Origin of the sequence: Azospirillum isscasi, from assembly GCF_030849505.1 — a bacterium.
In the GTDB taxonomy this organism is placed as follows: domain Bacteria; phylum Pseudomonadota; class Alphaproteobacteria; order Azospirillales; family Azospirillaceae; genus Azospirillum; species Azospirillum isscasi.
This window is the reverse complement of record NZ_JAUJFI010000012.1, coordinates 23,895-44,730: the sequence shown is the minus strand read 5'-3', so window position 1 is coordinate 44,730 and position 20,836 is coordinate 23,895. Positions and strand designations below refer to the sequence as shown.

At 69.4% G+C, this 20,836-nt stretch carries 19 protein-coding genes; 8 read left to right on the top strand and 11 right to left on the bottom strand.

What is annotated here, in order from left to right; all coding sequences use genetic code 11:
• Positions 1–129: 129 nt before the first annotated feature.
• Positions 130–1,053 carry a ketopantoate reductase family protein gene (locus QSG27_RS04750; protein WP_306703986.1) on the bottom strand — a complete coding sequence of 308 codons (924 nt, stop codon included), beginning with the start codon at positions 1,051–1,053 and terminating at the stop codon, positions 130–132.
• Positions 1,054–1,330: 277 nt separating this feature from the next.
• On the opposite strand from QSG27_RS04750, the gene QSG27_RS04745 reads away from it, so the two are divergent.
• The 3 genes from QSG27_RS04745 to QSG27_RS04735 all read left to right on the top strand — a co-directional run bounded on the left by QSG27_RS04745 (position 1,331) and on the right by QSG27_RS04735 (position 3,147).
• The gene (locus tag QSG27_RS04745) at positions 1,331–1,822 is read left to right on the top strand and encodes a cache domain-containing protein (RefSeq protein WP_306703985.1); all 492 of its coding nucleotides are present in this window, start codon (positions 1,331–1,333) and stop codon (positions 1,820–1,822) included.
• A gap of 253 nt (positions 1,823–2,075) precedes the next feature.
• Positions 2,076–2,543, top strand: coding sequence for a Dps family protein (locus QSG27_RS04740; RefSeq protein ID WP_306703984.1), 468 nt, complete (start codon positions 2,076–2,078; stop codon positions 2,541–2,543).
• Positions 2,544–2,691: 148 nt separating this feature from the next.
• Complete coding sequence (locus QSG27_RS04735) at positions 2,692–3,147, top strand: DoxX family protein (protein WP_306703983.1); 456 nt, start codon at positions 2,692–2,694, stop codon at positions 3,145–3,147.
• 33 nt (positions 3,148–3,180) lie between these two features.
• On the opposite strand, the gene trxB is transcribed toward QSG27_RS04735, so the two are convergent.
• The 4 genes from trxB to QSG27_RS04715 all read right to left on the bottom strand — a co-directional run bounded on the left by trxB (position 3,181) and on the right by QSG27_RS04715 (position 6,891).
• Positions 3,181–4,167, bottom strand: coding sequence for a thioredoxin-disulfide reductase (gene trxB, locus QSG27_RS04730; RefSeq protein ID WP_306703982.1), 987 nt, complete (start codon positions 4,165–4,167; stop codon positions 3,181–3,183).
• Positions 4,168–4,408: 241 nt separating this feature from the next.
• A complete protein-coding gene (locus QSG27_RS04725; RefSeq protein WP_306703981.1) occupies positions 4,409–5,047 on the bottom strand; it encodes a 2OG-Fe(II) oxygenase in 639 nt (212 codons plus the stop codon).
• A gap of 25 nt (positions 5,048–5,072) precedes the next feature.
• Positions 5,073–5,729, bottom strand: coding sequence for a 2OG-Fe(II) oxygenase (locus QSG27_RS04720; RefSeq protein WP_306703980.1), 657 nt, complete (start codon positions 5,727–5,729; stop codon positions 5,073–5,075).
• A 160-nt stretch (positions 5,730–5,889) separates the two neighbouring features.
• On the bottom strand, positions 5,890–6,891 hold the full coding sequence (locus tag QSG27_RS04715; RefSeq protein WP_306703979.1) for a mitochondrial fission ELM1 family protein: 1,002 nt from the start codon (positions 6,889–6,891) through the stop codon (positions 5,890–5,892).
• Between the two features lie 197 nt (positions 6,892–7,088).
• Between QSG27_RS04715 and QSG27_RS04710 the strand changes: the two genes are divergently transcribed.
• On the top strand, positions 7,089–7,643 hold the full coding sequence (locus QSG27_RS04710) for an Lrp/AsnC family transcriptional regulator (RefSeq protein WP_306703978.1): 555 nt from the start codon (positions 7,089–7,091) through the stop codon (positions 7,641–7,643).
• 235 nt (positions 7,644–7,878) lie between these two features.
• Positions 7,879–8,805: a dienelactone hydrolase family protein gene (locus tag QSG27_RS04705; protein WP_306703977.1), complete on the top strand. Its 927-nt coding sequence runs from the start codon at positions 7,879–7,881 to the stop codon at positions 8,803–8,805.
• 112 nt (positions 8,806–8,917) lie between these two features.
• Here the strand turns inward: QSG27_RS04705 and greA are convergent, their stop codons facing one another.
• Both greA and carB read right to left on the bottom strand, forming a co-directional pair.
• Positions 8,918–9,391: a transcription elongation factor GreA gene (gene greA / locus QSG27_RS04700; RefSeq protein ID WP_149469469.1), complete on the bottom strand. Its 474-nt coding sequence runs from the start codon at positions 9,389–9,391 to the stop codon at positions 8,918–8,920.
• An 82-nt stretch (positions 9,392–9,473) separates the two neighbouring features.
• Positions 9,474–12,725, bottom strand: a complete 3,252-nt coding sequence (gene carB, locus QSG27_RS04695; RefSeq protein ID WP_306703976.1) for a carbamoyl-phosphate synthase large subunit — start codon at positions 12,723–12,725, stop codon at positions 9,474–9,476.
• 336 nt (positions 12,726–13,061) lie between these two features.
• On the opposite strand from carB, the gene QSG27_RS04690 reads away from it, so the two are divergent.
• Complete coding sequence (locus QSG27_RS04690) at positions 13,062–13,889, top strand: PAS domain-containing protein (RefSeq protein ID WP_306703975.1); 828 nt, start codon at positions 13,062–13,064, stop codon at positions 13,887–13,889.
• A 12-nt stretch (positions 13,890–13,901) separates the two neighbouring features.
• Positions 13,902–14,279 carry a hypothetical protein gene (locus tag QSG27_RS04685; protein WP_306703974.1) on the top strand — a complete coding sequence of 126 codons (378 nt, stop codon included), beginning with the start codon at positions 13,902–13,904 and terminating at the stop codon, positions 14,277–14,279.
• Between the two features lie 10 nt (positions 14,280–14,289).
• On the opposite strand, the gene QSG27_RS04680 is transcribed toward QSG27_RS04685, so the two are convergent.
• Positions 14,290–16,344, bottom strand: coding sequence for a methyl-accepting chemotaxis protein (locus QSG27_RS04680; protein ID WP_306703973.1), 2,055 nt, complete (start codon positions 16,342–16,344; stop codon positions 14,290–14,292).
• A 202-nt stretch (positions 16,345–16,546) separates the two neighbouring features.
• On the opposite strand from QSG27_RS04680, the gene QSG27_RS04675 reads away from it, so the two are divergent.
• Entirely contained in the window at positions 16,547–17,281 is a 735-nt protein-coding gene (locus tag QSG27_RS04675) for an MgtC/SapB family protein (RefSeq protein WP_306703972.1), read from the top strand.
• Between the two features lie 13 nt (positions 17,282–17,294).
• Here the strand turns inward: QSG27_RS04675 and QSG27_RS04670 are convergent, their stop codons facing one another.
• From QSG27_RS04670 to QSG27_RS04660, 3 genes are read right to left on the bottom strand one after another with little or no spacing between them, the layout of a single operon-like run.
• Complete coding sequence (locus QSG27_RS04670; RefSeq protein WP_306703971.1) at positions 17,295–17,786, bottom strand: DinB family protein; 492 nt, start codon at positions 17,784–17,786, stop codon at positions 17,295–17,297.
• Positions 17,787–17,815: 29 nt separating this feature from the next.
• Entirely contained in the window at positions 17,816–19,870 is a 2,055-nt protein-coding gene (locus tag QSG27_RS04665) for a DNA translocase FtsK (protein ID WP_306703970.1), read from the bottom strand.
• Positions 19,867–20,598: a PAS domain-containing protein gene (locus QSG27_RS04660; RefSeq protein ID WP_306703969.1), complete on the bottom strand. Its 732-nt coding sequence runs from the start codon at positions 20,596–20,598 to the stop codon at positions 19,867–19,869. Before QSG27_RS04660 ends, QSG27_RS04665 begins: the two co-directional genes overlap by 4 nt.
• Between the last annotated feature and the right edge of the window lie 238 nt (positions 20,599–20,836).

Here is a 20,836-nt window from a genome sequence, read left to right as displayed (position 1 = left end):
GTGCCGGACTGGTCCGGTGTCTCGAAAACGGTGCCTTTTCAACGTCATGGTCCACCCGCGGCGGGGGACCTGTCGATGGAAAAAAGGGGCGGCATGACGTCACGCCGCCCCCGGTCGGGGTGTCTCTCCTTACGGCGGTCCGTCGGCGTAGGGCGCCAGGGCCGCCGCGACCACCCGATGGGCGGGCGTCGGCACCCCCAGCTCCGATCCGAGCTGGACCGCCGCCCCGGACAGCCAGGGCAGCTCCAGCCGCCCGCCGCGCGTCAGGTCGTTCAGCATGGAGGAGGTCATGGCGGGCGGCAGGCTGTCCAGCAGGGCCTCGACGCGGCCCACGATGCCGCTGCCCAGATCGACGTCGCGGGCGCGGGCCAGCCGGGCGACCTCCGCCACCGCGTCCAGGAACAGCGCGCGGGTTTCCGGCACGCGGCGGATCACCCCGGCGGGCTGGCGGGTCAGGGCGGTGATCCCGCTGAAGGGGGCCAGGAAGGCGAACTTCTCCCACAGCGCGCGCAGGATCGCCGCGGACAGCACCGCCTCGAACCCGGCCGCCTCGGCCAGCGCGTGGAAGGCGGTCAGCCGGGGGGAGGGGCGCCCGTCCAGTTCCCCATAGGTCAGGCGGGCCAGCGTGCCGGTGTGGCGGATCACGCCGGGGGCGGCGATGGTGGCGCCGATGTGGGCGACTCCGCCCGCCACATGCTCCCGCCCCAGGATCCGGCACAGCGTGTCGAGCCCGGTGACGCCGTTCTGGACGGTGACCACCACCGTGCCGGGCTTCACCAGGGGGCGGCAGGCTTCCGCGGCCCGGTCGGTGTCCCACAGCTTGACCGCGAACAGCACGAGGTCCACCGGCCCGACCTCCGCCGGGTCGTCGGTGGCCCGGACGCCGGTCAGGTGCAGGGGGGCCGCTTCGCTCTCGATGCGCAGGCCGTCGCGGCGGATGGCCTCCAGATGCGGGCCGCGGGCGATGAAATGCACTTCGGTCCCGCCGGCTGCCGCAAGCCGCGCGCCGAAATAGCCGCCGACCGCGCCCGCCCCCATGATTGCGATGCGCATGCGATGTTCCTCCCAAATGCGGTCCGGGCCGGCGCGCTCCGTTGAATGGGGCCGAGGGATCGGCGGAGGCTGGGCACGCCTTCACGGTTCCGGACGTCGGGGACAGTGTGGCGCGACCCGGTCTTTGCGGCAATAGGCCGCAGGATACCGCATTGCCGGACGCGGGCTTTCTTTCGAAAGTGGGCCTTTCGAAAGTGGGCGAACCGAAGTGGGCGAACCGATCGGCGTCCTCGTTCCAACGTCATGTCCCGGCATTGGCCGGTCTGGGGGGTTTGCCATGCGCGCCGTCGTCCGATTGCTGCCGGCCCGGTCCCTGTGGGTCCTCCTGGCCGCCGCCCTGTTCGCGACGGTCCATCCGGCGGGCGCCGGCGCCCAGATGAACAAGCCGATGCAGGTGCAGGCCCGCGAGATCACGCTGAAGGCGGTCGACCTGATCGTCGCCAAGGGGCTGGACGCCGCGGCGGAGGAGTTCAACCGCGACGGCGAGTTCAAGTACGGCGAGATCTACGTCAACGTCATCGACTTCGCCGGGGTGTGGAAGGTCTATCCGCCCCGGCCCGCCGGAGTCGGGATGAGCGTGATCAACGTGAAGGACCCGGACGGGCGGGACATCGTCCGCGACATCCTCTCGGTCGCGCGGGACTCGGGCGAAGGCTGGGTGGAATACCGCTGGCTGAATCCGGCCAGCAACCGGATCGAGCCGAAGGTCACCTTCCTGAAGCGCGTGCCGGGGCAGGAACTCGTCGCCTATGTGGGCATCTATCGGTGAGTCCGCACGGCGCGCCGGTTCCGCGCGCTTGATGCGGACGCTGTTGCGGCGCACATCTTGATCCGCACCCCGGGCGCCCAAGCTTGTCGGGCAAGCGTATCAAAATGGCCATCCCGCACGCCGGGGCATGCGGGATGCGCAGGGCTGCTTTTTTAGAACACTTCTAAAGTAGGGTCTTTACCCGGGCCGCAACTGGGCGTAGCCTCACCTGCAGCCAACAATGGAAGACAACCCGTCGGAGGATTGAGAAACCATGCAGATCGACATCGGGATCGCGGAAGCCGACCGGAAGGCCATCGCCGAGGGCCTGAGCCACGTGCTCGCCGACACCTTCGCCCTGTACCTGAAGACGCATTCCTTCCATTGGAACGTCACGGGTCCGATGTTCAACACGCTCCACACCATGTTCATGACCCAGTACACGGAGCTGTGGACCGCCCTGGACGAGGTGGCGGAGCGCATCCGCGCGCTCGGCTATCCGGCGCCGGGCAGCTTCTCGCAGTTCACCAAGCTCGCCTCCATCAAGGAGGAACAGGGTGTGCCGACCGCGCAGGAGATGCTGCGCCAGCTCGTCGAGGGGCACGAGACGGTCGCCCGCACCGCCCGGAAGGTCTTCCCGACCGCCGAGCAGGCCAACGACCAGCCGACCGCCGACCTGCTGACCCAGCGCCTGCAGATCCATGAGAAGACCGCCTGGATGCTGCGCTCCATGCTGGAGTAGGCGCCGCCCGGCGGCCTGCGATCGAGCTTGCGGTTCGGCGGGGCGCCGTCCTTCGGGGCGGCGCCCCGTCCTTTTGGGGCGGCCTGAAACAAGCGGGCAGGGACACATGTTCTTTCCGGAATGTCCGAAGGACACGGGAGAGGGCGCCATGGCCTCCTACAATTTCGACAGGACGAGCGGGGCGGACCGCGCGGCGGCGGGCGGTCAGGACATGCTGCTGCTGGCGGCAAGGCTGCTGATCGGGGCGATCTTCGTGGAGAGCGGCTTCGGCAAGCTGATGAATCTCGGCGGTTTCGCCGAGAGTCTGGCGGGGCAGGGGCTGCCCATGCCGATGCTGCTGGCCGCGGCGGGCGGCGCGGTGGAGTGTTTCGGCGGGCTGGCCGTCGTGTTGGGGGCCTGGACGCGGCTGGCCGCGGCGGCGGTGATCGCCTTCACCGTCATGGCGACGCTGATCGCCCACCGCTACTGGACCTACCCGCCGGAGGCCCAGGGGATGCAGCGCATCCAGTTCATGAAGAACCTCGCCATCATCGGCGGCTTCCTGGCGCTGATCGCCGCCGGGGCCGGGCGGTTCAGCGTGGACGGGCTGATGAACCGGCGCTGAGAGGGGACCGGCCGCCCGGCCCCCTTCCGCGTCTTACCAGTTGCCCGCGGGGCTCGGCTCGCCTTCATGGTGGGCCAGCCAGCGCTCGGCCTCCAGGGCGGCCATGCAGCCCATGCCGGCGGCGGTGACGGCCTGCCGGTACACCTTGTCCTTCACGTCGCCCGCGGCGAAGACGCCCGGCACGTTGGTGGCGGTCGAATCGGGGGCGGTGACGATGTAGCCCTCCGCGTCGGTCTCCACCTTGCCCTTGAAGACGGCGGTGGCCGGCTCGTGCCCGATGGCGACGAAGACGCCGGCCACGGGGATCACCCGCTCCTCGCCCGACTTCACGTTCTTCACGCGCACGCCGGTGACGCCGCGCGGGTTGCCCAGGGAGCCGTCGCCCTCGCCGACGATCTCCTCGACCACGCTGTCCCAGACCACCTCGATCTTCGGGTTGCGGAACAGCCGGTCCTGCATGATCCGTTCGGCGCGGAAGCCGTCGCGGCGGTGGATGACCGTCACCTTGGAAGCGTGGTTGGTCAGGTACAGCGCCTCCTCCACGGCGGAGTTGCCGCCGCCGACCACGGCGATCTCCTTGCCGCGGAAGAAGAAGCCGTCGCAGGTCGCGCAGGCCGACACGCCGAAGCCGCGGTAGACCTCCTCGCTGGGGATGCCCAGCCAGCGGGCCTGCGCGCCGGTCGCGATGATGACGCTGTCGGCGGTGTAGGTGTCGCCCGAGTCGCCCTTGCAGACGAAGGGACGCTGCGTGAAATCGACGTCGGTGATCAGGTCGAAGACCATCTTGGTCCCGACATGCTCCGCCTGCTTCTGCATCTGCTCCATCAGCCACGGACCCTGGATGGGGTCGGCAAAGCCGGGATAGTTCTCCACGTCGGTGGTGATCATGAGCTGGCCGCCCGGCTGCATCCCCTGCACCATCAGCGGCTGCAGGTTGGCGCGCGCCGCGTAGATGGCCGCGGTGTAGCCGGCGGGGCCGGCGCCGATGATGAGAACCTTGGTGTGGTGGGTGCTGGGCATCGCTTTGTCCGTCACGATCTCGTCTGACGCGGACCATAGGGCCGCGCCGAACATATGGTCCAGATCCGACGCGCTGTCACCGGAAAGCCTGCCATGCCCGCCCATCATGGAGAAGCTTCGGCGATTGCCCGATTCTTCACCACGGAGACACGGAGACACAGAGGGAGAAGCGCCTCGCCCTCTGTGTCTCCGTGTCTCCGTGGTTCATGCCGGCCTCCGGGAAGGAAGCGCGCGACCGGCATCAGTATCCCGAAGACGCGGTGCCCGTCCGGTTCTTCACCCAGGCGCCGATGCGGTGGCGCCACTGTTCGTGCCAGATGTAGACGCTGTTCCGCACCCAGTTCATCTGCACCGCCCGGCGCCGGCCCTCGAAGGAATGGTGCCCGTGCCAGGAGGTGTCGGAGCGGCGGAAGCACAGCAGCGTGCCCTCGTCCGGCGGCACCTCGGCGGCGTAGTCCTCCAGGTCGGGGCTGCGCAGAACGCGCAGGCGGCCCCCCGCCGCCTCCCAGGGCGGGTTCATGTAGATCAGGACGGTGACGATCTTGCTGGCCGAATCGGGGTGGATCTTGCCGTCCGTCGCCCGGCACATGCCGCGGGCGGTGAACATGGTCGGGTAGCGCGACAGGTCCAGCCCGAACTTTTCGGAAAAGGCGCGGCAGACCGCCTCGCCGCGCAGCTCCGCGATCAGGGAATCGAAGGCCGGCCCCTGCGGGAAGACGCCCAGGGGAATGGAACCGGGCTTGTCCACCTTGGGATAGTCGCGGTGCAGGGCCTCCAGATGCTCCCGCTTCACGAAGCCGGGGACGCAGAGGAAGTCGAACGGCTCGCGTTGCAGCGGGGTGGTCCGGAAGCGGTCCAGATCCAGCATGGAGGTGGGCATGGGGCGGTCTCCAGACGGCGGCATCTCACGCCACGGGCGTGTCGGGAAAGGCCAGCTCGTGGCGGGCGCGCCATTCCGGGCCGACATAATTCACGATGATCGACTTGCGCACCCCCCGGATCGGGCGCGGCGCGAAGCCGTGCCAGGTGTCCGTTCCGGGGATGAAGACCAGTCCGCCGTTGAAGGCGAAGGGCGCGCGGGCGACCACGGTGCGGGAAGCGTTCAGCACGTCGGTGCCCCAGTCGGCGCAGTCCGGCCCCTTCGACAGGTAGATCAGCATCGTGAACTTCTTGACGCCGATGTCCGTGTGCGGCTCCAGCCAGAAGCCGTCGGTGTCCTGGCAGTATTCGATGCGCAGCGAGCTGCCGGACAGATCGACGCCGCAGGCGCGCCGGATGGCCTGTGTCACCGCCCGCCCCTGGAACGCCCCGGCGACCGCATCGCAGACGGCGTGCTCGGCACGGCTCCGGACGCTGAAATAGCTGCGCGTGGCGTTGTTGGTGTCCCGCTTGCCCTGGGTGTCGCCGACGGGCGGCGGCGCCCAGGGCAGGCCGGCGATGCCCTCCGCGGCCTCCTCCGGAAGCGCGCGCGACAGCAGCCAATGGCGATAGGGCTCATCCTTGATCAGGGCGTCGTCCAGGCAGCGGATGAAGGCATTCTGGACCGTGTCAGGCGAGACCATGCGAGAGATTCCAATGCGTCCCGGCGATACAGGCGGATTACCATGCTCCAGCATGCGTGCTGAGTGAAAAAACGTTCATGAACCATTTGAAAGGAATCGCATCCGGACAGACCCGGACAGACTAAGTAAATAGGGGGCTGTGGCCGCGCCGGCCTGATCTCTATTCCGGGGGGCGGGCGCCGTGTTTTGCGCGATGGGCCAGCAGGCGGTGGCGCAACTCTTCCGCGACTTGCCGGGTGTCGTCCAACGTGGGGTGAGTCCAATGCTCCAGCGCCCCGGTGAAGGGCCGGGTGATGCCGTCGCCGTAGAGCCCTTCATGGAAGCGGCGGAACTTGGGCGAGCCGCCCTCCAGCTCGATCACATAGACCGGCTTGCCGGTGGAGCAGGCTTCCGAGGTCATCGACACGCTGTCGCAGGTCACCACCACCGCGTCGGCCAGCCCGAGATAGGCGAAATAAGGATTCTCGCCGGTGCCGTCCCACACCTCCGCCGGCAGGCCGTTCAGGCGGGCGCGCAGGATCGCCTCGTTGTCGGCGCCGGTGCGCCGCGACGGGGTGACCATCAGCCCGGCGCCGTTGGTGCGGGCCAGTTCCGACAGCTTCTCCGCCACGTCGCCCATGATGGTCGGGGTCAGGGCGTAGACGCCGTTGGTGCCGCCGATCAGCACGGCGACGCGCGGGTGCGGCAGGTGGGCGAGGCGGGGGGCGTGGCGCTCCGCCGCGGCGGCCAGCAGCGCCGGCGTGACCCGGTGCAGGGCGCCGCGGGTGGCCATGACGTTGGGGCCGCGCAGTCGGTCGTGGCGGGGCACCACCACGAGGCCGAAGTGGCGCGGGTCGATCTGCGGGTCCTGGATGTAGACGGTGAAGGTGCGCCCGCGCGACAGCTTGCTGGCGGCCAGCAGCGGCGCGATGGCCTGACGTCCGGAGCCGATCATCAGGTCGGGCCAGGGCGCGCGGATGGGATCGCCCTCCGGCCCGGCGGCGAAGCGGTTGCCCAGCCGAAGGAACGGGCTGAGCTGGCGCCATGGGCTGCGCAGCCGCACGCGCTTGACGACGGGGGCGAGGCCCAGCGCCTCGGCAAGGCCGATGCACTGGTTTTCCATGCCGGCCTTGCCGTCCGACACGACCCAGCAGGAGAGGGAACCGGAAAGGGTGGAATGCATCGTCACACGGATGGTTGGGGGTGCGGCCGGTTGTCGCGCGGGCTGACGTCCTGGCGGGCATTTGGGCGGGTGTCGGGGCCGGATGTATGGATGGAAGGTTTTTCCACCGGCGCCGGTGCGGGTTTCCTGCTTGGCGTGGGTGGCCTCACCGTGTAATATCCTTTCTTCAGATCACCCCCGGAGCGACCGAGTAAACCATGCGGCGGGTCAAACTCGACCGAATTGACCGGCGGATTTTGCGCGACCTGCAAAATGACGGCCGGATGACCAACGTAGAACTCGCGAGGCGTGCCGGCATCTCTGCCCCTCCGTGTTTGCGGCGTGTCCGTGCCTTGGAAGAGGCGGGCTTCATCCGCGGCTATCACGCCGACATCAATCCCGACGCGCTCGGGTTCGGTGTCACCGTGTTCGCCCAGGTCGGCCTGTCCAGCCAAGCTGAAGCGGACCTAAAGAAATTCGAGGAACTCGTCAACTCCTGGCCCATGGTGCGCGAGTGCAACATGCTGGCCGGCGAGTATGATTTCCTGCTGAAGATCGTGGCGGAGGACTGGGACGACTACCAGCGCTTCCTGACCACGAAGCTGACGGCGGCGCCCAACGTGGCGCACGTCAAGTCGGCCCTGTCGATCCGCACGTCGAAGCACACGCCCGGTGTGCCGATCGACGTGGACTCGCCCGACATCCCCGACTCGCTGGAGGATGACGACGAGGAGGACGAGGACGAATCCTCGACCCGTCTGGCGCGCCGCTGACGCGGCTCCGCACCGACGCACCGTTTTCCGGACAGCCGGCAACACACCCAGACCATGGGGCGTGTTGCCGGCTGTCCGCGTTTCGGGAAACGGTCCTGGCGCAATCTTGTGACGGCGAACCTTTTCAAAAATGGATTCCAGCCAGTCTTCGCGCGTGCGATGTTTTCCGCGGCGGAGGTTGCTAAACTCTCGCACATCCAATTCCGCCGATCCTGTCCGTGACCGGGAGACGATGATGGCCCCACCCCGCCGCCGTACCCTTCCGCCGCGCGCCCCACGGTCGTGTGCCGTTCTGTCCGCGCTGGCGCTCGCCGCCGCGCTGGCTCTGCCGCTCCTGGCCGGTTCTCCGCCGGCCCACGCCGCCACGACGGGCGTGCATGCGGAGGAGATCGTCCGCTTCCCCTCGCTCGACGCCGACCTGACCAGCGGTGCGCCGACGCCCCTGACAGGGCGCTTCCTGCGCCCCCGCAGCGACGGCCCCTTTCCCACGGTCGTGCTGCTGCACGGGTGCAGCGGCCTCTACGCCAAGACCGGGCGGGTGTCGGCCCGGCACATCGATTGGGCGCTGACCCTGCGCCAGCAGGGCTATGCGGTGCTGATGGTGGACAGCTTCGGCCCGCGCGGCGTGGAGGAGGTCTGCACCGTCAGGGACCGCCCCGTCCGCGCGACCGAGGAGCGCAAGCGCGACGCCTGGGCGGCGCTGGCCTATCTCCGTGCGCGCAGCGACGTGGACAGCGAGCGGATCGCGCTGATGGGCTGGTCGCAGGGGGCTGGCACGGTGCTGGCGGCCTATGGGCCGGGCGGGCAGGGGAACGGCTTCCGCGCCGCCGTCGCCTTCTATCCCGGCTGCCGGACGCCCCTGAACGACGCGGACTGGCAGCCGGAGGGGCCGCTCCTGATGCTGTTGGGCGGCAAGGACGAATGGACCCCCGCCGACCGCTGCCTGGAACTGGCGAGCCGCGAGCCGGTGAAGGAGCGCACCGAGGTGGTGGTTTATCCCGACGCCCACCACGGCTTCGATTCCCCCCATTCGCCGCTGCGCAAGCGCCGCAATCTGGCGACCGCCCCGGCGGGCGAGGCGACGGTCGGCACCGACGAGTCCGCCCGCCGGGACGCCATCGAGCGGGTCAGCGCCTTCCTGGCGGAGCGGCTGCGGGGGTAGAAAGAGCCTTCGGGATGAAACGGAACGCCCCGCGCCGGTTGTCGGCGCGGGGCGTTCCGTTTCGGCTCGCGGTCGGTGGCGGGGTGAAAACCCCCTCAGTTTGAACCGGCGCCTACTTGAAGGCGACGGTGACGATCTCGTAGACCTTGGAGCCGCCGGGGGTGGACACCTCCACGCTGTCGCCGACCGACTTGTTGATCAGCGCGCGGGCCAGCGGCGCCTGGATGGAGAGCATGCCGTTCTTGATGTCGCTCTCGTCCTGGCCGACGATCTGATAGGTGATCTCCTCGTCGGTGTCCTCGTCCGCCAGCGTCACCGTGGCGCCGAACTTCACCGACTTGCCGGACAGCTTGGTCGGGTCGATGACCTCGGCGCGGCTGATCTTGTCCTCCAGCTCCGCGACGCGGCCTTCGATGAAGCTCTGGCGCTCGCGCGCGGCGGTGTACTCGGCGTTTTCCGACAGGTCCCCGTGCTCACGCGCCTCGGCAATCGCCTTGATGACGTTGGGCCGTTCGACAGTCTTGAGGTGCTTCAACTCCTCTTGCAGGCGGTTGTATCCCGCCGCAGTCATTGGAACTTTTTCCATCGTTCAATCCATCACCATGCCGACGCAGCGCCCTGGGAAAGCTACGGCGCGGCGGAGGAGGTCCGCCGCGCCGTAAACCGTCCTAATAGGAACCGCTAAGGTACGACTGCAACGGCGCGACTTCAAGGCTGCCGTTCCGGAGTGCGGCAATCGCTTCCACCGCCGCGCGTGCACCGGCCATGGTGGTGTAGTAAGGCAGGTTGTAGGTCAGCGCCGTACGCCGCAGGCTGAAGCTGTCGGACAGGGCCTGCGCGCCTTCCGTGGTGTTGATCACCAGATGCACCTCGCCGTTGATCATCGCATCGACGATGTGCGGCTGGCCTTCCACCACCTTGTTGATCGACTCCGCCGGGACGCCGGCCTGGCGCAGCGCCGCCGCGGTGCCGGTGGTGGCCAGCACGCGGAAGCCCATGCCGTGCAGCTTCTGCCCGATCTGCACCGCCGACGCCTTGTCCCGCTCCTTCACCGAGATGAAGACGGTGCCCTGGACCGGCAGGGTGACGCCGGCGCCGAGCTGCGACTTGGCGAAGGCCAGCGCGAAGTTGTGGTCGAGGCCCATCACCTCGCCCGTGGATTTCATTTCCGGGCCGAGCACGATGTCCACGCCGGGGAAGCGGGCGAAGGGGAACACGGCCTCCTTCACGGCGGTGTGCGGCGGGGTCGGGCCGTTCAGCGTGAAGTCGGCCAGCTTTTCCCCGGCCATGACGCGGGCGGCGACCTTGGCGATGGCGGTGCCGGTGGCCTTGGCGACGAAGGGCACCGTGCGGCTGGCGCGCGGGTTGACCTCCAGGATGTAGACCGTGCCGTCCTTGACCGCGAACTGGACGTTCATCAGGCCGACGACGTGCAGGGCGCGGGCCAGCGCCTCGCCCTGGCGGCCGATCTCGGCGATGGTCTCGGCGGGCAGGGAGTAGGGCGGCAGCGCGCAGGCCGAGTCGCCGGAATGGATGCCGGCCTCCTCGATGTGCTCCATGATTCCGGCGATGTAGACCTGGCCGGCGGCGTCGGCCACCACGTCCACGTCCACCTCGATGGCGTCCTGAAGGTAGCTGTCGATCAGCACCGGGTTCTTGCCCGACACCTTCACGGCGGTGCCCATGTAGCGCTGGAGCCCGGCCATGTCGTGGACGATCTCCATGGCGCGCCCGCCCAGCACGTAGGACGGGCGGATGACCACCGGGAAGCCGATCCGTGCGGCGACCGTCTCCGCCTCCTCCAGCGACCGGGCCAGGCCGTTGGCCGGCTGGAGCAGGTTGAGCTGGTGCAGCAGCTTCTGGAAGCGCTCGCGGTCTTCGGCGAGGTCGATGGCGTCCGGCGAGGTGCCCAGGATCGGGATGCCGGCCTTCTCCAGCGCGTCGGCCAGCTTCAGCGGGGTCTGGCCGCCGAACTGCACGATGCAGCCCAGCACCGTGCCGTTGCGCTGCTCGACGCGGACCAGCTCGATCACGTCCTCGGCGGTCAGCGGCTCGAAATACAGGCGGTCGGCGGTGTCGTAGTCGGTGGAGACCGTCTCCGGGTTGCAGTTGACCATGATGGTCTCGATGCCGGCCTCGCGCAGCGCGTAGACGGCGTGGACGCAGCAATAGTCGAACTCGATGCCCTGGCCGATGCGGTTCGGCCCGCCGCCCAGGATGACGACCTTCCTCTTGTCGGTCGGGTCCGATTCGCACTCGGCCTCGCCCGTGCCGTCCGCCTCGTAGGTGGAATACATGTAGGGCGTGCGCGAGGCGAACTCGGCGGCGCAGGTGTCGATGCGCTTGAACACCGGCGTGACCCCGGCGGCGCGGCGGGCCTCGGCGACCTCGGCCTCCGTCTTGCCGGACAGCTCGGCCAGACGGGCGTCGGAGAAGCCCATCTGCTTCAGCTTGAGCCAGCCGTCCTTGTCCGTCGGCAGGCCGTCGAAGCGGACCGCCAGCTCACGGTCCACGATGGCCTTGATCTGCTCCAGGAACCACGGGTCGTACTTGGAGACCTGCTGGACCTCGGCGACGGTGAAGCCGTGGCGGAACGCCTGGGCGATGACCAGCAGCCGGTCCGGCGTCGGGCGGGCCAGGGCGCCGCGGATGGCGCTGGGGTCCGGCGTGTCGGTGTCGCCGATGCGCACCTCGTTGAAGCCGGTCAGGCCGGTCTCCATGGAGCGCAGGGCCTTCTGCACCGACTCCTGGAAGGTGCGGCCGATGGACATGGCCTCGCCCACCGACTTCATCGAGGTGGTCAGCAGCGGCTCGGTGCCGGCGAACTTCTCGAAGGTGAAGCGCGGCATCTTCGTGACGACGTAGTCGATCGTCGGCTCGAAGCTGGCCGGGGTGGTGCCGGTGATGTCGTTGGTCAGCTCGTCCAGCGTGTAGCCGATGGCCAGCTTCGCGGCGATCTTGGCGATCGGGAAGCCGGTGGCCTTGGAGGCGAGCGCGGAGGAGCGCGACACGCGCGGGTTCATCTCGATGACGATCAGGCGGCCGTTCGCCGGGTTCACCGCGAACTGCACGTTGGACCCGCCGGTCTCCACCCCGATCTCGCGCAGCACCGCGATCGAGGCGTCGCGCATGATCTGGTATTCCTTGTCCGTCAGCGTCAGCGACGGGGCGACGGTGATCGAATCGCCGGTGTGCACGCCCATCGGGTCGATGTTCTCGATGGCGCAGACGATGATGCAGTTGTCCGCCTTGTCGCGGACGACCTCCATCTCATACTCCTTCCAGCCCAGCACCGATTCCTCGATCAGCACCTCGCCGACCGGGCTGGCGCGCAGGCCGCCGCGCACGATGTCCTCGAACTCGGCGCGGTTGTAGGCGATGCCGCCGCCGGTGCCGGCCAGCGTGAAGCTGGGGCGGATGATCGCGGGCAGCCCGACGAACTCCAGCGCCTCGGTCGCCTCCTGCATGTTGCGCACCAGGCGCGAGCGCGGCGATTCCAGGCCCAGCTTGTCCATGGCGTCGCGGAACAGGATGCGGTCCTCGGCCTTGGCGATGACGTCGCGCTTGGCGCCGATCATCTCCACGCCCAGCCGCTCCAGCGTGCCGTCGTCGGACAGGGCCATGGCGGTGTTCAGCGCGGTCTGGCCGCCCATGGTCGGCAGCAGGGCGTCGGGGCGCTCCTTCTCCAGGATCTTGGCCACCACGGCCGGGGTGATGGGTTCGATGTAGGTGGCGTCGGCCAGACCCGGATCGGTCATGATGGTGGCCGGGTTGGAGTTCACGAGGATGACGCGGTAGCCTTCCTCGCGCAGCGCCTTGCACGCCTGGACGCCGGAGTAATCGAACTCGCAAGCCTGGCCGATGACGATCGGCCCCGCGCCGATGATGCAGATGGATTTGATATCAGTGCGCTTGGGCATGGGTCCGCTTCTCGACGTTCGTGCAGCAAAAGCCCCCTCGCGCCATTGGCCCCTTGGCGGGGCTCGGGTGTGAGGGGGCACGGGTCAATGTGTGTCGTTGCGAGGCCCCTTTATAGGGAACAAGGCGCCGCGGGGGAAGAGGTTGGGTTGATGCGCGGGCCACATGTCTGAAACATCGCCGGCGGGCGGCGAGGCGGGGCTTGAACCCGCGCCGAAAGGGCGTCATCAATCGGGGTGCACCGGAACCGCCGTGCATCCCGAGATTGTTCCGCGGGAGAAGCCCGCAAAACCGTTCCTTTTGCCGATCCTGACCGCCGCCGGAGTTCGCGCCCCACGATGACCCACGCCTTCGCCAAGGACAGCCGCGCCTGCGCCGCCTGCGTTTCGTGGGGGGGCGACCGCGCCCTGTCGGACGACAACACGCTCGTCCACGTCGACCGCTACAGCGCGGAGGGGGAATGCCGGACGGCGACCAGCCAGGATTACCGGAAGGTCACCCGCTCCTACCACACCTGCCCGACTTGGGCGCCGCTGCCGATGCTGAAGAAGCACGGCGGGCGCCCGGAGCGCCAGCCGGTCTTCGCCAGCCGCCCGGCCCCGCCCACGGCTCCCGCGCCGAAGCCGGTCCCGGAGGCCGTGGCGGCGGCGCCGTCTCCCGCGGCCACGGCCCCCGCACCCGCCGTTCCGGTGCCGCCGCCCGCCCCGCCGGTCTGCCGGTCGGAGCCGTTGGACCTCGACCAGATCCCGCAGATCGCCAGCCTGCTCCACGTCCATTGGCGGCGCGTCCGCCGCGGGCGCCCGATGCCGGAAGCGCGCGACATCGACACCGCCCAGATCCGCGAATGCGTGCCGCGCCTGTGCCTGATGGAGCCGCTGCGCGGCGGCGAGGATTTCCTCTACCGCGCCTGCGGGCGGGCGGTGCAGCGGCGGATCGGGCAGCGCGCGGTGCCGCGCCCGGTCGGCGACTGCCACCCGGCCGACGCGGCGGCGCGCTTCATCGCCGACCTGCGCGCCTGCCTGGAGGCGGGGGAGCCGCGCGGCCTTCTGGTGCGCAACGACCCGATGCTGCCGGGGGCGCGCTTCGTCGAACTTCTGCTGCCGCTGGCCGATGAGGACGGCCGCCCGGCCTGCGTGCTGGCCTACCGGCACGTGCCGGGGGGCTGACGGGCGGCGGCGGTGCCCTGGAGCGCGCAACCCCCACCCGGAGAGCCGCCGCCCGAGGCGCCGGCGCCCGGCGGCGCCGACATGGTGGGCGTCTGGCCGTCCGCCGTGTGGATCCTCGTCGGCACGCTCTTCTACCTGGAAAACCCGCAGTCCTTCGCCGGCTGGAAGGGTGCGCTCTATTACGTGGTCGGCACCGCCGCGGTGGCGCTGGTGATCGGCCTCGTGAGCCTGAACCTGCGCCGCGCCGTCGCCGGCATGCTGGGCGAAGTGTTCCCCCGCCGCGACCGTTTCACCGACCTCGTGAGCCTGATGCTCCGGCTGATGCTGGCCGCGGCGGAGGGGTTGCTGGTGGCTCTGCTCGCCCGCTGGTCGCTGACGGCGATGGGATAGGCCCGCGCTATCAGGCTGAACGCACGCGGTTGACGAAGCCGGTCATCTCTGTCCACAGCAGGTTGGCCTGCCGCACCAGATCGGAGGCGGTCGTCAGCACGTCCTGCGCCTCGCTGCCGGTCAGGTTCGCGGCGCCCAGGACTTCGGTGATGGCCGTGGACACCTCGCTGGTGCCGCTGGCGGCCTGCTGGACGTTGCGGGTGATTTCGCGGGTGGCCGCGCCCTGCTGTTCGACCGCCGCGGCGACGGTGGTGTTGATGTTGCTGATCATCCCGATGGTGCTGGAGATGGCGCCGATCGCCTCGACCGCCTTCCGGGTCTCGGCCTGGATGGCGGCAACCTGCGATTCGATGTCGCCGGTCGCCCGCGCGGTCTGGCCGGCGAGGTTCTTCACCTCGTTGGCGACGACGGCGAAACCCTTGCCCGCCTCGCCGGCCCGGGCCGCCTCGATGGTCGCGTTCAGGGCCAGCAGGTTGGTCTGGGCGGCGATGGCGGAAATCAGCTTGCCCACCTCGCCGATGCGCTCGGCGGCGGCGGCGAGCCCCTGCACGGTGGCGCTGGTGTCGTCGGCCTCCTGCACCGCGCGGCGGGACACCTCGGAGGCTTCGACGACCTGACGGGCGATCTCTCCGATGGAGGCGTGCAGCTCCTCCGCCGCCGCGGCGACGGTGTGGACGTTGCCGGACACCTGCTCCGCCGCGCTGGACATGACGACGGACCGCTGGGAGGTGTCCTGCGCCGTGCTGGTCAGCTTCTCGGCGCTGCCCTGCATGCCCGTGGCGAAGGACTTCACGGTGCGGGCGACGTGCTCGACGCTGTTCTCGAAGCCGTCGGCGAGGCTGTTCAGGGTGCGGCGCTTGTCGGCCTCGGCCTGCTCCTTCATCCGCTCCTGTTCGGCCTCCAGGCGGCGCCGTTCCATCGCGTTGGCGCGGAAGGTCGCCAGCGCGGCGTAGAGCGTGCCGATCTCGTCGCGCCGCCCGGTCCGCGGCAGGGCGACGTCGAGGTCGCCATCCGCCAGCCGGTGGGTGGCCTCGGTGACGCGGGCGATGGAGCCGGCGACGTCGGCGATGATGCCGTAGGCAAGGCCGAGCGTCACCAGCAGCCCGACGGCGCTGAGGGCGGCCACCAGGGCGAAGGCCGTGTCGGCGTCGGCGGCGCGCCGGGCGGTGAGGTCGTGCAGGTCGGCGGCGAGCCGGTCCTCGACCGTCTTCATGGCTTCGATCCGGTCGGTCGCCTTCCGGAACCAGACCGGCGCCTGGATGCCCTCCAGCGCGCCGGCGGGGCCGCCGTCGAGCGCGGTCTTGCGCATGGGGCGGATCGCGTCCAGCGGAGCGCCTTCGGACATCGATCCGAACAGGGCGGCCTGCTCCGCCGTCGCCAGGGAGCGGAACATGGCGAAATAGGTGTCCTGGGCGGCGATCAGCCCGGTCAGCCGCTGGTGCACCGGCGGTTCGAACCGCCCGGCGGCGAAGCCGGCGGCACCGGTCGCGCGCTCCTGCCCGGCGCGCTCCTTGCCCTGGATGAAGTTCAGATAGGCGACGAGCTGCACGCCGACCGCCCCGTCGGTGGTGTGGTGCGGCAGCCCGGTGGCGGCGTCGAGCAGCGCCAGGATCGGCCCGGTGTAGTAGGCGAAGGACTCCGGCCCCGGCAGGGACAGGGCATCGACCGCCTTGCGCCGGGCGCCCAGCTCGTCCAGCCCCCGCATGGCGGCGGACAGCGTGCCGGAAAAGGCCGGCCTGGCGTTGTCCGGCGCGGTCACCAGAGCCTTCACATTGGCCAGCGTCCGGTCGGTCTGCGCGCGCTGGGCGTCCAGTTCGGCGCGGAACTGGCTTCCCTTGCTGCCGATGAACAGCGCGGAGGAGCCACGCTCCTTCTGGAGTTCGTGAACGAGGGCGCTGATCCGGGTGACCGAATCGGTCAACCCCTGGAGTTCCTCGAAGGCGCGGGCCGTCTGCCAGCGATCGGCGACCGTAAAGCCGGCGAAGGCGAGCAGACCCAGCATCGGCAGCAGAAGGGCCGTCAGCACCTTGCCACGGATGGACAATGCAGAAAGGATGCCGAACATATCTTCCCCTGAGAAGGCTGGGCAGGCAATCGTTCCTAATTGAGAAAAATTTTACACTTAAGCAACCGGTTTTAGCTGGCGGGGCGGCGGCCGACCAATATGCCGCATGGGCGGCGCGGGGGTTTTCCGCAACCGAACCCTTCCCTAACCAATCGGCGCTACACTTCCCCTTCCAGCCCGATCGTTCCGGAGGGAGGGGAGCATGGACCGGCTGTCCGCCTATTGGTCGCAGGCCGAACTGATCGCCAACGGCATGATCCTTCTGCATCTGGCCGGGGCGCTGCTCCTCGGCATCCTGATGGGGTACGAGCGCTCCTTCCATGGGCGGGCGGCGGGGATGCGCACCTACGCGCTGGTCTGCCTCGCCTCGACGGCGCTGACCGTGGTCAACGCCTATCCGGGCCTGTGGTACGGCGGAATCGGGGGCGGCGTGGGGAACGGCGGGGGCGGCGACCCGACGCGGGTCGTCCAGGGCATCGTGACCGGCATCGGCTTCCTCGGCGCCGGGGTCATCATGCGGGAAAGCTTTTCCATCCGCGGCCTGTCCACCGCGGCGTCGATCTGGACGGCGGCGGCGGTGGGGGTGGCCATCGGGCTCGGCTTCTACGTCGCGGCCATCGGCGCGGCCTTCATGGTCATCCTGGTGATGAGCGGCTTCCGCCGGCTGGAGGCGGCGCTGCCCCACCACACGGTGGTCCAGGTGATGCTGGTGTTCGAGCGCGATCAGGCGCCCCCGGCGGAGACGATCCGCACCAAGGCGCTGGAGCACGGCTACGAGATCGTGTCCTGGGCCTTCCACCTGCGCAACGGCAGCGGCCACCTGGAATACCAGCTCACGCTCCAGGCCAGCGGCACGCCGGACCCGATGGAGTTGATCGACAAGCTGGCCCAGTCCAGCCGGGTGGTGGAGTTCCGCCTGTCGCCGTCGCGGATCTGAAAGTCCGGCGCCGTTATTTCTCCAGCAGGAAATAGGCGAAGTCGATGCTGGGGGCGGCCAGACCGAACTGGGTCAGCAGCGTGTGCGCCTGACCGCGGTGGTGGGTCTGGTGGTTGAACAGATGGGTCAGGACCGCCGAAAAGGGCATCGTGAAGGCTTGCCCGGCCAGGGAGTGATAGTGGAGGTCCGAACCGAAGCGGTCCTCCTCCTGCGCCGCCACGACGCGGATGAGGCGCTCGTCCTCCGCCTCGCGGGCGGCGCGCAGCTCGTCGAAGCCGTCGTGCAGGATCTCGTCCAGCGCGGAGGGCAGCGGCCCGCTCCCCTCGATGCGGCGGAGCCACACGCGGTCGGCCACCAGAAGATGGTTCAGCGTGCCCCGCACCGAGCGGAAGAAAGCGCTCCGGTCCTCGCGGTACTGCGCGTCCGTCAACTGGGCCGCCACCGCGTAGAGGCGGCGGTTGGCCCAGCGGTTGTACCGTGCGAACCGCTCGAAATGCGCTTTCATCGCTCCGCCTCCTGCCCTGTCTCCTGGTGCTACACCCCGGCGCGCTTGGCCGACAGGCCGGCGGGGGACAGCAGCACCTCGCGCTTGCCCTGGTGGTTGGCCGGGCCGACCACGCGCTCCGTCTCCATCCGCTCTACCAGACGGGCGGCGCGGTTGTAGCCGATCTGAAGCTGGCGCTGGATGAAGCTGACCGACACCTTGCCCTCGCGCACCACGAGGTTGACGGCCTGCATGTAGAGGTCGTCGCCGGAGTTGCCGCCGCCGTTGTCGTCGTCGTCGTCGGCGATCGCCTCCTCCTCCTCCTCGGTGATGGCGGTGACGTAGTTGGGGGCGCCCTGCGACTTGATGAACTGCACGATCTCCTCGACCTCCGAATCGGAGACGAAGGGGCCGTGGACGCGGGTGATGCGCCCGCCGCCGGCCATGTAGAGCATGTCGCCCTGGCCGAGAAGCTGCTCCGCCCCCTGCTCGCCCAGGATGGTGCGGCTGTCGATCTTGGAGGTGACCTGGAAGCTGATGCGGGTCGGGAAGTTGGCCTTGATGGTGCCGGTGATCACGTCCACCGAGGGGCGCTGGGTCGCCATGATCAGGTGGATGCCGGCGGCCCGCGCCATCTGGGCAAGCCTCTGGATCGCCGCCTCGATCTCCTTGCCCGCCACCAGCATCAGGTCGGCCATCTCGTCCACGATGACCACGATGTAGGGGAGCGGCGTCGGTTCCTGCGGGGTCAGGTCGAAGACGGTCTCGGCCTCGCCGGGGACGGTGCGGCGGGGCATCGGCTCGCCGTTGGCGATCATCTCGGCGATGCGGGCGTTGTAGCCCTCGATGTTGCGCACGCCGAGCTTGGACATCGCCTCGTAGCGGCTCTCCATCTCGCGCACGGCCCAGCGCAGCGCGATCACCGCCTTTTTCGGGTCGGTCACCACGGGGGTCAGCAGATGCGGGATGCCGTCATAGACCGACAGCTCCAGCATCTTCGGGTCCACCATGATGAAGCGGCAGCGCTCCGGCGGCAGGCGGTAGAGCAGCGACAGGATCATCGTGTTGATCGCCACCGACTTGCCCGAGCCCGTCGTGCCGGCCACCAGCAGATGCGGCATGCGGGCGAGGTCGGCGACCACCGGCTCCCCGCTGATGTCCTTGCCGAGCGCGATGGCGAGATGGGCCTGCGAGTCGCTGAAGGCCGCGTGATCGAACATCTCGCGCAGATAGACCATCTCGCGGACCGGGTTCGGCAGTTCGACGCCGATCACGCTGCGGCCCGGCACGATGGCGATGCGGGCGGTGACCACGCTCATGGAGCGGGCGATGTCGTCGGTCAGGTTGATGACCGTGGCCGATTTGGTGCCCGGCGCCGGCTCGAACTCGTAGAGCGTCACCACGGGGCCGGGGCGCACGTCCATGATCTCGCCGCGGACACGGAAATTCCTCAGCACCGTCTCCAGCATCCGCGCGTTGCGGGCCAGGACGGTCTCGTCATGCTGCTGCGGCGGGCGCGGCGGCGGGTTCTGGAGAAGCACGGTGCCGGGCAGCGCGTAGGGATCGTCCCCGGCGGGCCCGGCATCCTCTTCGGGCTCGTCCCCGTCGTCCTCGTTCCCGTCGTCCTCGTCCCCATTGTCCTCGTCCAGGGCGGGCGCCTCGCCGTCGTCCTCCGCCCCGTCGTCCTCATGGGCGAAAGCGTCGGCCGCGGCCTCTTTGGGGTCTTCGTCCCCAGGCAGTTCCCCGGGCAGTTCCTCGGCATCGGGGATGAGGACGTCTTCCGCATCCACCAGCACGTCGGGTGCGATGGCCGGAACGGCCTCCTCCGGGCCGCGCGCCTCATAGGCCCACTCGACGCCGGACAGGAAGGCGAAGCCGGCGACCACCGCCAGCGACTCGTCGGCGAGGTTGGTCGAGTAGACCGTGCCGGCGCGCGGCGTGCCGGGCAGCACCTCCACGTCCCACAGCAGCCGCCCGTCCGGGCGCGCGTTGGGGATCAGGTTGAAGGGGCGCCCGTTCAGCGCGCACCACAGATTGAACTCGTCGGCGGTGACGACTCCCGACTGGGTCGGGGGGGCGGTCAGGTGGGGCGTGCGCGGCGTCATGCCGGGGCTCCCGGTTTCTGGTCGGTGGAGGAGGACTCGCCGGTTTCGGCGTCGTCGGGGGTGTCGTCTTCGGTGCCGGGATCGGTCTCGGGATCGGCGAGTTCGTGCTCGTCCGCATCGTCGGCAAGGGCTTCGGTTTCGGCCCCGCTGTCCGTGCCGCTGTCCGTGCCGCTGTCCGTGCCGCTGCCCGCCCCGTCGTCCACCCCGTCCTCCGTGTCCGGTTCGCCGGCCGGCATCTCAGCCTCCTCCTCCGCGGCGTCGGGGGTGCAGAGGGTGCAGGGCGGCTCGTCCGGCGGCAGTTCGTAGGCGGCGACCAGCAGCTTGTCGATGGTCTCGCCGTCGCTGGACATCGGCAGGGCCAGCCGTTCCCAGGTCCGCATGACGCCGCTGAAGTCGGCGGTGTAGACGCGGGCGACCGGCAGCCGTTCGCGCACGAGCGAGGCGTATTCGGGGCGCAGGATGGCCCGCTGCTCCTCCGGCAGATCGTCCAGCGTGGCGCCCAGGCGCGAATGCCCGAAAGCGGCGGCAAGCGACTGGCCGTAATAGGAATAAACGAAGTCGTCGTCGCCGATGACCTCGAAAATCACAATATTGTCTTTCCACGGCCGCAGGTCGGCCGGGGCGATGGTGCTGGACACCGGCGGCTTCCCGCCGACGCATTTGGTGAGCCAGAAGTCAAGCAGGCCGCTCAGGTGCGGCGTCGCCAGCTCGGTTCTTTCCTTGATCATGGATTGGGCGCGGAATTCTCGGGCGGCGCCCCGCGGGGCTACCCCCTGGAGCTTTCATGGACCGCCGGAACCATACCCGGAAGGGACGGGCAGGCGCAACCGCAAGGGACCGCCCCGTTCAAGCCGGCTTAACCCTGTCGCCCGGATGCCGCAGTGAGGGCGCCAGGGCTGCGCGTGCCGGGTTTTTACCACAGAGGCACGGAGGCACAGAGACAGGAGGATCGGAGCGCCGTCGGTC

Coding starts and splice junctions, on each gene's coding strand:
- QSG27_RS04750 (WP_306703986.1), bottom strand. CDS start 1,053: ATGCGCATCGCAATCATGGGGGCGGGCGCGGTCGGCGGCTATTTCGGC.
- QSG27_RS04745 (WP_306703985.1), top strand. CDS start 1,331: ATGCGCGCCGTCGTCCGATTGCTGCCGGCCCGGTCCCTGTGGGTCCTC.
- QSG27_RS04740 (WP_306703984.1), top strand. CDS start 2,076: ATGCAGATCGACATCGGGATCGCGGAAGCCGACCGGAAGGCCATCGCC.
- QSG27_RS04735 (WP_306703983.1), top strand. CDS start 2,692: ATGGCCTCCTACAATTTCGACAGGACGAGCGGGGCGGACCGCGCGGCG.
- trxB (WP_306703982.1), bottom strand. CDS start 4,167: ATGCCCAGCACCCACCACACCAAGGTTCTCATCATCGGCGCCGGCCCC.
- QSG27_RS04725 (WP_306703981.1), bottom strand. CDS start 5,047: ATGCCCACCTCCATGCTGGATCTGGACCGCTTCCGGACCACCCCGCTG.
- QSG27_RS04720 (WP_306703980.1), bottom strand. CDS start 5,729: ATGGTCTCGCCTGACACGGTCCAGAATGCCTTCATCCGCTGCCTGGAC.
- QSG27_RS04715 (WP_306703979.1), bottom strand. CDS start 6,891: ATGCATTCCACCCTTTCCGGTTCCCTCTCCTGCTGGGTCGTGTCGGAC.
- QSG27_RS04710 (WP_306703978.1), top strand. CDS start 7,089: ATGCGGCGGGTCAAACTCGACCGAATTGACCGGCGGATTTTGCGCGAC.
- QSG27_RS04705 (WP_306703977.1), top strand. CDS start 7,879: ATGGCCCCACCCCGCCGCCGTACCCTTCCGCCGCGCGCCCCACGGTCG.
- greA (WP_149469469.1), bottom strand. CDS start 9,391: ATGGAAAAAGTTCCAATGACTGCGGCGGGATACAACCGCCTGCAAGAG.
- carB (WP_306703976.1), bottom strand. CDS start 12,725: ATGCCCAAGCGCACTGATATCAAATCCATCTGCATCATCGGCGCGGGG.
- QSG27_RS04690 (WP_306703975.1), top strand. CDS start 13,062: ATGACCCACGCCTTCGCCAAGGACAGCCGCGCCTGCGCCGCCTGCGTT.
- QSG27_RS04680 (WP_306703973.1), bottom strand. CDS start 16,344: ATGTTCGGCATCCTTTCTGCATTGTCCATCCGTGGCAAGGTGCTGACG.
- QSG27_RS04675 (WP_306703972.1), top strand. CDS start 16,547: ATGGACCGGCTGTCCGCCTATTGGTCGCAGGCCGAACTGATCGCCAAC.
- QSG27_RS04670 (WP_306703971.1), bottom strand. CDS start 17,786: ATGAAAGCGCATTTCGAGCGGTTCGCACGGTACAACCGCTGGGCCAAC.
- QSG27_RS04665 (WP_306703970.1), bottom strand. CDS start 19,870: ATGACGCCGCGCACGCCCCACCTGACCGCCCCCCCGACCCAGTCGGGA.
- QSG27_RS04660 (WP_306703969.1), bottom strand. CDS start 20,598: ATGATCAAGGAAAGAACCGAGCTGGCGACGCCGCACCTGAGCGGCCTG.